11 protein-coding genes are annotated in these 12,668 nt (G+C 32.0%); 7 read left to right on the top strand and 4 right to left on the bottom strand.

All coding sequences use genetic code 11. From position 1 onward, the window contains the following. Window position 1: 1 nt before the first annotated feature. The 7 genes from ACJJVP_RS03900 (at window position 2) to ACJJVP_RS03870 (ending at window position 8,146) form a co-directional block, all read left to right on the top strand. Window positions 2-1,321 (top strand): O-antigen ligase family protein, encoded by a 1,320-nt coding sequence (locus ACJJVP_RS03900; RefSeq protein ID WP_405410910.1) that lies wholly within the window; start codon window positions 2-4, stop codon window positions 1,319-1,321. Between the two features lie 77 nt (window positions 1,322-1,398). Further along, window positions 1,399-2,574, top strand: coding sequence for an acyltransferase family protein (locus ACJJVP_RS03895; RefSeq protein ID WP_405410908.1), 1,176 nt, complete (start codon window positions 1,399-1,401; stop codon window positions 2,572-2,574). Window positions 2,575-2,744: 170 nt separating this feature from the next. Then, entirely contained in the window at window positions 2,745-4,049 is a 1,305-nt protein-coding gene (locus ACJJVP_RS03890) for an MBOAT family O-acyltransferase (RefSeq protein ID WP_405410906.1), read from the top strand. Between the two features lie 4 nt (window positions 4,050-4,053). Continuing rightward, the gene (locus tag ACJJVP_RS03885; protein ID WP_405410904.1) at window positions 4,054-4,974 is read left to right on the top strand and encodes a hypothetical protein; all 921 of its coding nucleotides are present in this window, start codon (window positions 4,054-4,056) and stop codon (window positions 4,972-4,974) included. 22 nt (window positions 4,975-4,996) lie between these two features. Further along, the gene (locus tag ACJJVP_RS03880; protein WP_405410901.1) at window positions 4,997-5,479 is read left to right on the top strand and encodes a serine acetyltransferase; all 483 of its coding nucleotides are present in this window, start codon (window positions 4,997-4,999) and stop codon (window positions 5,477-5,479) included. Between the two features lie 38 nt (window positions 5,480-5,517). After that, window positions 5,518-6,960, top strand: a complete 1,443-nt coding sequence (locus ACJJVP_RS03875) for an oligosaccharide flippase family protein (protein ID WP_405410898.1) — start codon at window positions 5,518-5,520, stop codon at window positions 6,958-6,960. A gap of 58 nt (window positions 6,961-7,018) precedes the next feature. Beyond that, window positions 7,019-8,146: a glycosyltransferase family 4 protein gene (locus ACJJVP_RS03870; RefSeq protein WP_405410895.1), complete on the top strand. Its 1,128-nt coding sequence runs from the start codon at window positions 7,019-7,021 to the stop codon at window positions 8,144-8,146. A gap of 73 nt (window positions 8,147-8,219) precedes the next feature. Here the strand turns inward: ACJJVP_RS03870 and ACJJVP_RS03865 are convergent, their stop codons facing one another. The 4 genes from ACJJVP_RS03865 to ACJJVP_RS03850 are packed head-to-tail and all read right to left on the bottom strand — an operon-like array spanning window position 8,220 to window position 12,668. Then, window positions 8,220-9,449 (bottom strand): glycosyltransferase family 4 protein, encoded by a 1,230-nt coding sequence (locus ACJJVP_RS03865; protein WP_405410893.1) that lies wholly within the window; start codon window positions 9,447-9,449, stop codon window positions 8,220-8,222. A 2-nt stretch (window positions 9,450-9,451) separates the two neighbouring features. Next, entirely contained in the window at window positions 9,452-10,447 is a 996-nt protein-coding gene (locus tag ACJJVP_RS03860; RefSeq protein ID WP_405410890.1) for a UDP-N-acetylmuramate dehydrogenase, read from the bottom strand. Beyond that, window positions 10,447-11,607 (bottom strand): polysaccharide pyruvyl transferase family protein, encoded by a 1,161-nt coding sequence (locus ACJJVP_RS03855; RefSeq protein ID WP_405410888.1) that lies wholly within the window; start codon window positions 11,605-11,607, stop codon window positions 10,447-10,449. The genes ACJJVP_RS03860 and ACJJVP_RS03855 overlap by 1 nt, the downstream gene beginning before the upstream one ends. Further along, a complete protein-coding gene (locus ACJJVP_RS03850) occupies window positions 11,604-12,668 on the bottom strand; it encodes a glycosyltransferase family 4 protein (RefSeq protein WP_405410886.1) in 1,065 nt (354 codons plus the stop codon). Before ACJJVP_RS03850 ends, ACJJVP_RS03855 begins: the two co-directional genes overlap by 4 nt.

Genomic DNA, 12,668 nt, shown 5'->3' with positions numbered 1-12,668 from the left:
TATGCTACAATACATTATAGCGTTTGTTATCATTTTGCTTTTTTTGTTTTTTTTTATAAAAAAACCTACGGTTGAAACTTATGTTAAGTTCACAATTCTTTCATTGCCATTTACTGACACTAAGTTATTACCATTGGAATATGGCTTTGTCAAAGTATTTGATATTTTAGCTTTAACGGCTTTCATTTTTTTATTTAAAGAATTCCTTACTTTAAAAAATAAAAGGACTAATATGACTTATCTAGTTATGGTTGTTATTTTTATAAGTATTACATTATTTGGTAAATTTTCTTCAAGCTTCCCAGATGAAAAATTATATACACTATATCCTATATTTACTATTTTTATTTTTTTAAGATATTTTATCAAGTATTTATATGAAGATTTTACACGTAGGTTTGAATTAGTACACCTTTTAAAAATCGGATTTGTAGTAGCCATGGTTGCTATGTTTCTTCAAATGTCCGTTAGCCAAGAGATAACTTATTATTCCGCTGTGCATGGAAATGCTCGAGGAGAATCTATTAGTACAACTCGATTCCCTGGTTTGTTTGCAGATTCACAAACAAATGGACAATTTTTAGCTATGGGAAGTTTTCTTTTTTTATATGGAACAGCAAGTATAAGAAAAGTGAACTATTTAAGATTTCTTGGATTTATTTGTATGGCGTTATGTGTCGTTTTAGCAGGTAGTCGTTCGGCATTAGGTGGTCTATTAGTGGGTACAGTACTTATTTTTTTAATGGCCAATCTTCGTACAAAATTGATTATTGGTTCACTTGCCGCTATTACAATGCTAATAGTTATAGTTGCTAAACCCAGCATAGCAATTTTAGGGAGAACGGATAATGTTGGAGAAGATCTGTCTTTCAGAGAAGCTATTTGGGAAGAAACAATGCTAATGATTGAAGATAATCCAATAATTGGTATAGGATTGGGTAACTATCAAAAATACATCATGACTTATTATCAAGATTTAAATATAGTTATTGAACCTGGTGTTAAGTATTATTATTTTAGCCAACCGGAGAATGGCTATTTAAAAATACTTGTTGAGCATGGTATAATAGCATTTGTCTTGCTTTTTATACTTATTTTGCGTCCAGTTTTTAAAAATTTCTTAAGGCTTATGAATCATTCGGCTATGGTTGAAGTAAAATTTGTTCTCTGTTCAATTGTAGCTTTTTTGGTGGCATTTACAACCGTTTATAGCTTTCTTGATTATCGATTGTTATCACTGTTCGGAATACTAATTTCCTTATCTATATTACATACAAATTATCGTAAGTCTTATAACCATACTGCGACACAGTTTATTTAAATTTTATAAAAATTCTATTGGTTGAATAAAATTTTTTCAATGAAAATGCATGCCTATCTACAAACTTAGAAATTAATATGAAAAATCTAAATTGGCCAAAAAGATTATATGCTCTGGATATATCCAGAGCTTTTGCTTCTATAGCTGTTATTTTATGGCATTGGCAACATTTTTATTATAATGGCACCTTATTAGATCAGAATTTTGACAGGGTTTCACAACCTTTTTACTCTTTTTTGAGAATTTTTTATGAGCAAGGTGGGCGCGGTATTCAGTTTTTTTTTCTGCTCTCTGGATTTGTTTTTTTTTGGATATATTATGATGCTGTTAAGACTAAAAGAGTAAGTATAAAAGACTTTTTTTTAGCTCGATTTTCTAGGTTGTATCCGCTCCATTTTTTAACACTTATGATTGTACTCTTTTTGCAATTACTTTATTTTTCACGAGAAGGAACTTATTTCGTTTATGAATTTAATGACTTATATCACTTTATTTTAAATCTTTTTTTCGCTTCGCAATGGGGTATTGAACAAGGCTGGTCATTCAATGGACCTGTGTGGTCAGTTTCAATTGAAATATTGCTTTATTTTATATTCTTTATTGTAGCCGTAAAAAAAATAGGAAACTTTTTTTTCTGTATTTCCATTTCGCTCTTGGCATTTGTCGTTAGCAGTTTTTTCTCAGACCATAGCATTTTTGTGGGGTTAACCTCATTTTTTTTCGGCGGTGTGCTGTATCAATTCATACGGCTTATGACCTCCAAATATTTCAGATACAATTATCTGATTTATGTAGTATGTGCCGTATCATGGATTCTAGTAATAACCAATATTTATTTGGTCGAGTTTAGTGAAAACTTAATTGCATATGGATTTTTAGGAAAGTCTGTAGTTGTAATGTTTCCCATTTATATTCTTTTTCCATCAACTGTTGCTTCTTTAGCCATTTTTGAAATATCTAGTTATCATAGTTCTAGTAAAGTTATTGGTTCATTAAAATCTTTATCGTGGATTGGTGATATTACGTATTCATCGTACCTTCTACATTTTCCGTTACAATTATTGGCTGTTTATGCTGTTAGCTATGGCATTTTAGAAGATAGATTTTATTTAACTCGGTGGTTTTTTATTTTATTTTTTGTCTTATTACTACCACTGTCATATGTAACTTTTTTAAAGTTTGAAAAACCTATGCAACGCTGGATTAGGAAAAAATTTGATGTAAAGAGAAAAAACAGCTCGATATTAAAATAAAAATTAATCCTTAAACATAGAACGTTAACCAATTGTAATTATTTTCGATAGCAATGCTCTTCAATTCTTTTCAATTTTTGCTTTTTTTTCCTGCTGTCTGTCTCATATACTATATTCTTGAACCAAAGTATAGATGGGTATTCCTCTTGGTGGCCAGCTATTATTTCTATATGAACTGGCAACCTATTTACGCAGTTCTCATATTTACTTCTACTTTGGTGACTTATTTATGTGCCTTAAAAATTGATAGCACTACAGTTAAAAGTAAAAAAAAGACATATTTAACAGCCAGCCTTATCATTAATTTGGGCATCCTATTCTTATTTAAATATTATAATTTTTTCAATGAATCTATTTTCGGTCTACTGAATGATTGGGGTATTCGTATGACCTTGCCAAATTTTGACCTCTTGCTACCCGTTGGAATTTCATTTTATACGTTTCAAGCTGTTGGCTATACTATAGACGTTTATCGCGGTGACATTAAAAGTGAAAAACATTTTGGTATATATTCATTATTCGTATCATTCTTCCCTCAGTTGGTAGCTGGACCAATTGAAAGAGCAGTAAATTTACTTCCACAGTTCAAAGAAGTAAAAGTATTCAACTACCAACAAGCAGCTGATGGTATTAGGTTAATGATTTGGGGCTTCTTTATGAAAATAGTTGTGGCAGACCGTTTAGCTATCTACGTAAATTCGGTTTATGTTGTACCCGAAAACCATAGTTCTATTACGCTATTGGTAGCTACTATATTTTTTGCATTTCAAATTTATTGTGACTTTGCTGGCTACAGTAATATTGCGATTGGCTGTGCTAAAATAATGGGCTTTGACTTAATGACGAATTTTAAACGGCCCTATTTTGCCCAATCATGTGCTGAATTTTGGTCAAGATGGCATATATCGTTGTCTACATGGTTTAAGGATTATGTTTACATTCCCTTAGGAGGAAATCGAGTAGGTACTATTAAAAACTATCGTAATCTACTTATCACTTTCTTGGTAAGTGGGTTATGGCATGGGGCGAATTGGACATATGTGATTTGGGGGGGCTTAAACGGCCTTTATCAAGTTATCTATAAGATATTGGGTATTTCACCTAAAAGAAAAAAAACAAACGTAAGTATAAATTTGGTCTACATTGGTAACCTCTTGCTTACGTTTGTTCTAATATCTTTTTCTTGGATTTTCTTTAGAGCTAATACACTTTCTGATGCGTTAATCGTAATTGAGCGTATGATAACTGCCCAAGGTTCATTATTTCTGGGAGATAAAAGTTCATTTGTCTATGGCTTGTTTGCAATAGTTATATTGATGCTAAAAGATGGGTACGACGAATTCTACCCAAACGGCACTTTGTTTTTTACGAGTAAACTGAGGCCTGTACGCTATATATCTTATTCTTTGGTGATTGTTTTGATACTACTTTTAGGAGTTTTTGACGGAGGCCAATTTATTTACTTTCAGTTTTGAAATTATGAAGAAATTTATTTTAAGTTGTTCAATAGGTTTTATTTTGGTTTTTGCACTAGATTTTACCCTAGGTCATGGAGTAACTTATTTTTATTACAATCAATCCGCAGGGCCTCAGTATATGACCACTTATGCCATGGACAAATCCAAAGAAGAGTTGTTGATTTTTGGCTCTTCCAGAGCAAAACATCATTATAATACAAAAGTTTTAGAAGACGAACTTGAACTTTCTATCTTTAATACAGGGTCTGATGGTAATTTTATTTTCTATCAAACGGCACTGCTCAAAGCCATATTAAATAGACATACTCCAAAATTTATAATTTACGATTTCTATGGTAGTTTTGGATATGAACAGAATGATTATGATAGATTGTCGGCATTATTACCATATTACAACAATCACCCTGAAATTCGTGAAATAGTAAATATGAGAAGTCCTTTTGAACTAATAAAGAATATATCTCATATTTACCCCTATAATTCAACTCCGGGAAAAATAGTAATGGGCAACATAACATCGAAATCCTCAAAAACAGCTCATCATAATAATAAAGGCTACGAACCTGTAAATAAAAAATTTCACAATTTAGCAGAAATCCCTTATCGTGAACCTTATGATTTTGACGAAAACAAAGTTAAAGTATTCAGAGAATTTTTACAACTATGTAAAAATCGCAATATTCCAGTCCTTGTTACAATATCGCCGGTTTCCTATAACTATCCTAACGATTTTTCATTTGAAATGTGCAAAGACATTTGTGAGCAAGAAGGTATAAGTGTTTATGACTTTTCTAATAAAACTGCATTTCCGAAAGACTTAAGTTTATTTGCTGACGAAATACACCTTAATGAACAAGGTTCTACAGTTTTCTCAAAACTTATTGTAGAATTGGTAAAAACTAAATTTAATTACAAAAAATAGTAATCATAGATAAAGTAATTATATGTCATTTATATTACAGGACTGGAAATCCAATACCACCAAAGGTCGTATTGTATTGGTATTTTTTCGATTGGCAAATTTGGGTACACGCAACAAATTTTATAAAATAATCGGTCTACCCTACCGCATTTTTTACACCATTTTGGTGGAATGGATATTAGGTGTAGAACTTCAATGGAACACGAAAGTAGGCAAGGGGCTTATGTTACACCACGGGCAAGCATTGGTTGTGCATGGCGCCACAATATTAGGTGCTAATTGTAGTCTTAGACAAAGTACAACTATTGGCAGAAAAGAATTACCTGATGGTAGTTTTAGTACATCGCCGGTCATTGGAGATAATGTTGATATTGGTAGTAATGTATGTATTATTGGAGCGGTTAAAATAGGTAACAACGTTAAAATAGGTAGCGGTTCGGTTGTGATAAAAGATATTCCCTCCAACTCGGTAGTTGTTGGAAATCCAGCAAGAATTCTAGGGTGAAATCATATAAAATTAAGTCTCAACAAACCGCATAAAGCATGAAAACTATTTCCAATAATTTTTTTAATAAGTTTCGTTCCAAAATTTTTAAAAATAGCATTTGGGGTCTTCTAGGTAGTTTGCTAAGTAATGTTTTTTTAAGCCTATTTTATGTTTTGGTGGCTAGACACTATTCTGTAGAAGATTTTGGTCAGTATATTATTGCCTATAGTCTTTATCAAATGGTGGTTGCCTTCTCGGCTATGGGATTAGGTCATTGGTTTATTCGTGAAGTTGTAAACGTTCAAGATAAAAATGAATTAGTTGGTAAATTTTTAAAGATGCAAGCTTATTTTGGCATATTTTTCTTTTTACTTAGTTTGTTGTTTACCGTAGTATTATATAAGGATAGTACGGTACGTATTCTTTCTTTGTTTTTTGCCTTTAACATCGTTTTTGACAACATTATTTATTCAATTAAAAATGTTAATATTGCAGAATTTGCTCAGAAGAAAACAGTTACTGTTATGTCTATCGAAGCTTTTTCTAAATTTGCAATTGCCTGTCTTCTTTTCCTTTTTCCTTTTTCTATTATTGTTTTGGCGATTTTACTCGTAATCATACGTTTTATTACGCTTAATCTATTTCTTAAAATTGGGGCTGCAGATGGTATTAAATTTGTTGGATTTTGGAACGCAAAATTACCTTGGAGTTATGTTAAAAATGTTTTATACAAATATTGGCCTTTTGCTGTAATTGGGAGTACTTTTGTTATTTATTGGAAGTCCGCTACATTAATTATTTCAAAAATGCTACCCTTAGAATCTGTAGTTCATTACGAAAACTCATTTAAAATATTTTCTTTGGCACAGATGGTGCCAGTAGTTGTAATTACCACTGCACTACCCAAGTTAGTAGAGCTTTACAAAGAAAATAGCATGCCACTTTTAAAAAGTACTTACAAAAACATTTTTCAGTTATGTATGGTTTATGGTCTCGCTGCCTTTACCTTTACATACTCCTTTGCTGATGAATTAGTACCATGGATTTTTGGTGAAAAGTACGCTGATTCTGCCTTATACACCAAAGAAATGTTCTTTACTATGTTGGTATTTCCTACTTCATTGTTACAAGCAAATATGCTAATTGCTATGAGATTAGAAAAACTAGACATGTGGTTTAACATTAACAGTGTTGTTATTAACACCTTAATTTGTATTATTGGGCTATCCTTTATTCAATCTCTTTCTGTTGTTAACTACGGTATCTTCTGCTCTTTTATAATATTTCACATCTCTCAAGATATTGTGTTGTTAAAACGTAAAATAATTTCACTTACCCATATTATTGGATTCATTGTTATTAGTACGGTCCTAGTGACGAGTTATATTTGGTTTTCTGCAGAACTTTTAAATTACTACTTATTCCCTGTCTTTTGGATCATCATTGGCTTTATTTATTTTTCAATTACTCAAAGCCGAGCCAAGAAAAAAACTACCTGACACAAATATTATGAAAGAAAAAAAAATTGTTTATTATACACAGGTACATTTTCTGGATATGGCGATAGAATACGCTCGTTTATTATCTACCAATGGCTACAAGATGCATTTAATTATTGAAATGTCTCCCAATCAGTTAAAAGCTAATATTCTAGACATCAAAGCAAACCTTGAAGAATATCCAGCCCTTACCACTTTTAATTCTGTTGTAAAAAAATGGCGGTTAGAGTATCTGTCACCATATTTTGAAAACTGTGTTTCTGTTCATTTTGCGGTCTATCCTTCTAACGGTATTTTGCAAACACGGTCAGTGGCCAAATCCGTTCAGAGATACATTTCCACTATTGGTCCTGATTTTATTCACTTAGATGATTTTTCCAGTCGCACGCTCTTCTTTCTTAGTTATTTTATAAAGTATAGAAAAAAAATAGTTGCCAGTATTCACGACCCCTTAACTCATAGTGGAGAATTTGAATTGCAGCGAGAAGTTTATCGTAAAATATGGTTCTACCTAATTCCTATGTTTGTTGTTTTTAGTGAATTCAGCAAAACTATTTTAAAACCCCAACTCTCAAAAAATAAAGAGATCACTGTCCTTAAACTTATGCCCTATACAGTTTATAAATCATTTTTAGCTCAAGATGTTATAAATAAACACCAGCCCAAAGAATACATAAGTTTCGTTGGACGTATTTCTCCATACAAGGGTATCGATATATTCGTTGAAGCTGCCAAAACCATATCCAAATCTTTTCCTGAAGCAAAATTTTTAATTGGTGGTAAAACTGCTCGCGGATATCAACTGGATTTTTTGAGCAGCTCTCACGATAATATTACCATAAATCACAAATTTTTAAGTAACAGCGAGTTATCTTCCATAATCATAAAGTCAAAATTAATCGTATGCCCATATAAAGATGCGACACAAAGTGGTGTTATTATGACTTCATATGCTTTAGGGTGCCCTGTTTTGGTCACTCCTGTTGGTGGTCTACCCGAATATGTCGCACACAACATAAACGGAATGATATCGGAAGAGGTATCAGCAGAGGCAATTACAGCATCAATTAGTGATTTTTTATTAAAAAATAGGTATCAGGAAATGAAGAAAGTCTTAGAAGAAAATACCTTAAAGGAATTTGAAATATATAATATCAAAAAGATAAATAAGGAGTTGTATCAATAAATACTTAGTTGAATCCCTTCGCAGGTAGTGGGAGCAATTCATTGCAGTTAAATAACTCTAACTAATTGTTTACCTAAATGATATTTTGGTATAGCCCCATCATTATGACTGCTTTTTGGTCCCAAGACAATTCCTTTTGACGAAGTGCGCAATTATTTGCAAGAGTTTGGAGTTCTTCTCTATTATTATATAAATTATGGAGCTGTTCGGCAAATTGACTTACAGACTCGTTTGGTGTTGACAAGGGTATTTTTCTTCCTACTTTGTTATTGATTACCTGTCCCATACCACAGGTGTCAAAACATAACACGGGTAAATGATTGCTAATGGCTTCCATCACAACTGTGGAAGTGTCTTCACTAACACTCGTAAAAAAAAACAACTGCGCTCTTTGCATAGCTTCCTGAACAATTTGATGTGGCTGATTACCATGCCAAATAATTTGATTATCAATACCTAAATCAGATGTCAAATTTCTGACATTTTCTTCTTGCTTCGTTCCCCCAGATCCATACACATGCAACTTTATATATTTATTCTTGGTGGTCGCAATAGATTTTAACGCTATTGGAAGCTGTTTTCTAAAGTCGAACTTACCTACCCACATTATGTCAAATGTATTATTTTCAAATCGTTGTTTTGAAATATTTTCAGAAGAAAAGCACCCTGTTTCCGTTATTATTACAGATTCCAAACCTTTATATTTTTTTATAGCATTATATGAATCGGGAATGGAACTAATAAGTAAACTTGCCCGGTTTAAAGCTTTATTAACTCTTTGGTCGTATTGCAATTGTTTTACATTTAATAAGTTCTTTAAACGGACAAAAAGCTGTGTCTTTAAACCAGCTCCCCTTAAATATGCTACAGGGAATTGTTTCAAGCCCCCAATTGGCCCCCATATGAAAGGTAGCTCTTTAATTTTCCATAAATAACCCGGCTCTCTAAAACCTATCATATTAAGTTGATGCACTGCATCAATTGTTTCCTTGCGGCAAATGTCAACCGCCATTTCGTAAGTTTTATATTGCCATTTTTTATAATGTTTATAAAAGCGCCAATCCCCTTGGTTCCAGCACATTTCCCTTACCTGAGTAGCAACAGGATTGTAGTAAAAATGCATATTCTTAGACTGAGGAAGTGTCTCTAAAGCTTTTTCTATATGAACTTTAAACTCGCCTTCCGTAATTATGTGCAATTCACAGTATTTCGCTAAATAACTACACCAGTTCCATGCCATACCAGGCTCACTTCCTGTATGAGGTGAAACTGCATAAGCGTTTATTAGGATTTTTATCATCATATCTAAAAACCATCAACAATTTCATTTTCTAAGGGTACAGAATTGTTTGTCAAATCAGTTATCTCCTCAATATACCGTACCATTTCACTTGTTCCTTGACCTCTATTAACTAGACAATTTATTGTTTTATTGGAGAAGGGTTGAATATGATATTTCAATTTAAATCTTCTTACAATAATATCATTCATCCATTTTCTATTAATAGGAGATTCTCTACGAAATACTTTAAACTTATAATTTAATAGATAAAACAAAGACGACATCAAATAGGTATAACGATCATTATCACCTAGTGCCCTATATACTGAACCGGAAAACATACTACCTAAATTAGGAAATTGAAAGTCTTGATACTTATGTCTTTTAGAATGAAAAATCTCCATTTTATTTTCAATTGACGATGCATTTCCTTTCTTTGCATTAAAAGTAACTTTTGTAATAACCGCAGAAATTTCGCCTCTTCTTAGTGCTGAATTTCTTTTTTCAAGTCGTAAATCATTAATGCTAAAATTAATAACATTCCCGTTAAAATCTACCGCCTCGACTTCCTTTAGAATTTCACTAATTTCATAACCATAAGCACCAGCGTTCATAAAAACTGCACCGCCTATTGTCCCTGGGATGCCTTCTAGACCTTCGAATCCTGTAATAGAATTAAAAAGTGCTATTCTAGATAAATGTGGTAGCATTAATCCACTTCCAGCAATAATTTCCCCAGAACTTTCCAGATATTCAAAATCGTTTAAATCTTTAGTAGAAAGGAGACAATTATAACGAGTTTCATCCAAAAATAATAAATTTGAAGTTGCACCCACAACCTTAAATAGAATTTTCATAGATTTTAAGGCTCTAATTACAAGAACCATTTCAGCTGTATTTTTTGGATATATAATTAAACCAGCGTTACCGCCAGTACCCAAATAAGTGAAACGTTTAAGGTCAACATTTAAAGAATAATTAATCTTTGACTTATTTATTTCAGATATTAATTTATCCATTATCCTAAATTTTTCTTGATATAATTCAAAGAATTAATTTTTTTTTCATTTAACCTTTCATTCGATACTTTAAAATTAATATCAGAATCTAAATCTTCTTGCTCACTTCCTTCCCAAATAATCCTTTCAGAAAGACCTAAAGTGCCTAAAAAATCAGTGATTCTAGAATTATTAGCTTTGTTAGGTTTTAGTACTGCATAAAACGGAATATTAAAATTTACAGAAAAAGCTGTTCCATGAAAGGAAGTTGTAAAGACAAATTCTGCGTTTCTAAATAATGCTACAAATTCCGCAGGTCCCGCATCTAATAAATTTACAACTCCCTCATGAGTAGCATTAGAAAAAGCCCTTTTGCATATATTATAAATCTTACAATTCATTTTTTCCTTTAAAGCTAGGGCCTGTTCAATTAATGTTTCGGACTCATGCAGCTTGTAAATAAGGATATATTTTTCCTTTGGTAGTGAACTCGTATCTTTTAATACCGTCTCCCAGTCATCTTTAGACAACAACAATGTGGGGTCCAAAACTTGAGTTGCCTCTTTGCCGGAGATGGTTTTTACTAACTTTACACCTTGGTTTTCTCGAACGGCAATATGATCTAAATTATTAAAATAATTTTTATAAAGGTCATAGTATTGTTTTGGGATTTCAGAAACACCAAAACTTGACGCATATGTCATCTTTAGTTTTCCCTCCGGTGCAAATTCTAAAAAATAAGGTGAAAGAGATGTAGCCGTCCCTGGATTCCAAACTTGGTCACTCCCAACTATAAACACATCATAGTCTAATTTTGCATTTTTTAATTCTGGATAGCTCTTAAATTGTTTTGAGTATTTAGTACCACCTTGTTCATGAAATTTTTTAAAATTTCTTAGTCTTTGTTTTATAGGGCTATATAAAACAGCACCTACCTTATCTACCAACGGTGAAATAATTCTATAAGTCAAAAAATTTTTAAAGGTTTGCTTTTTACTGAAAATAACATCCGGTTGTGATGCCTTCGTGGGTTTGTGGTTACTATGCTTAAAATAGAGATAATCTATTAATTCAGCATCGTATCCTAACTCGTTTAACTTTCTTTGAAGCGCATGAGCTTGTAGTTCCGCTCCGTAATTACTTGTTCGAGAAATTGTGATAATTCCTATTCTTTGTCTCATCTTTTTAGTTTTCCATTAATTACCCCTTCGTAAATCAAAGATAGTTGATGATTGATTATTTGTAGATTAAATTCGTTTTTCATAAGCTTATCTGCTTCCCGAACTATAGCCATTCGACTTTCTTGAGACTCCATTAAAACGAACAGCTGTTCTACGAGCATTTCGGTGTTGTAAGTATCAAAAATATATCCATTTTCTCCATTTTTAATAAGATCTGGTATACCTCCAACTGGTGTAGTTATTACTGGAATTCCATATGCGATTGCATCCAATACTCCCATTGGAAAACCTTCTCCCCAACTGGGCAAGCAATAAATTGATGCTTGTGAAAATACTTTGTCTTTTTCAGAACCACTTACCCAACCTAAAAAATCTACTTGTGATTCAATATTTAAATCTTCTGCTATTTTTTTTGCTTTTTCAATTTCTCCATTGCCTGCAAATTTTATCCTCCACTCAGGATTACGCGGTCCAATTTGAGCAAAGGCGCTTAAAAGCCTATTATATCCTTTTCTTTCATTTAATGTGCCTGCAAATAATATATATGGTTTAACTTTTTTTACACTTCTTATAACTTGTGGGCATGGATTATATAATACTTGAAAGTTAAAATTATTATCTGGATATGCTTTATTTATCCATCTTATCCATTGTTCTGATAAAACAATTAATTTGTCAGCAAGCATAAAAAGTTTATATATGGATTCACTATGTTTTTTGTCAAATAAATGTTTTTCTGTGGCTGGGTGGAAATGAATAATTATTGGTTTGTTAGCCCATTTTGCTAATGTTGCAAATATCATTTTACGTTTAACAGAAGCTTTTAAACCAACATGGATGTGTGTAAGTTGATAAAAAGGTAATAGGATTGTGTATGTTATTAGCGATTTGCACAAATACCAAATTTTAATTATAAATGAACCATCACGATGAGTTTCTATCCATTTACAATGGTAATTCTTCCATTGATTGCCTTTTTCATGGGATTTAACAACTGAGGTAATTCCACCTCTTGTTTTTCTTGATGTAGCAATTACTAATACTTTAGGTTTTTTTTCCAA

The organism is Maribacter sp. Asnod1-A12, from assembly GCF_045063735.1.
Classification (GTDB): domain Bacteria; phylum Bacteroidota; class Bacteroidia; order Flavobacteriales; family Flavobacteriaceae; genus Maribacter.
This window is presented reverse-complemented; position numbering and strand designations above follow the sequence as displayed.

Coding starts and splice junctions, on each gene's coding strand:
- ACJJVP_RS03900 (WP_405410910.1), top strand. CDS start 2: ATGCTACAATACATTATAGCGTTTGTTATCATTTTGCTTTTTTTGTTT.
- ACJJVP_RS03895 (WP_405410908.1), top strand. CDS start 1,399: ATGAAAAATCTAAATTGGCCAAAAAGATTATATGCTCTGGATATATCC.
- ACJJVP_RS03890 (WP_405410906.1), top strand. CDS start 2,745: ATGAACTGGCAACCTATTTACGCAGTTCTCATATTTACTTCTACTTTG.
- ACJJVP_RS03885 (WP_405410904.1), top strand. CDS start 4,054: ATGAAGAAATTTATTTTAAGTTGTTCAATAGGTTTTATTTTGGTTTTT.
- ACJJVP_RS03880 (WP_405410901.1), top strand. CDS start 4,997: ATGTCATTTATATTACAGGACTGGAAATCCAATACCACCAAAGGTCGT.
- ACJJVP_RS03875 (WP_405410898.1), top strand. CDS start 5,518: ATGAAAACTATTTCCAATAATTTTTTTAATAAGTTTCGTTCCAAAATT.
- ACJJVP_RS03870 (WP_405410895.1), top strand. CDS start 7,019: ATGGCGATAGAATACGCTCGTTTATTATCTACCAATGGCTACAAGATG.
- ACJJVP_RS03865 (WP_405410893.1), bottom strand. CDS start 9,449: ATGATGATAAAAATCCTAATAAACGCTTATGCAGTTTCACCTCATACA.
- ACJJVP_RS03860 (WP_405410890.1), bottom strand. CDS start 10,447: ATGGATAAATTAATATCTGAAATAAATAAGTCAAAGATTAATTATTCT.
- ACJJVP_RS03855 (WP_405410888.1), bottom strand. CDS start 11,607: ATGAGACAAAGAATAGGAATTATCACAATTTCTCGAACAAGTAATTAC.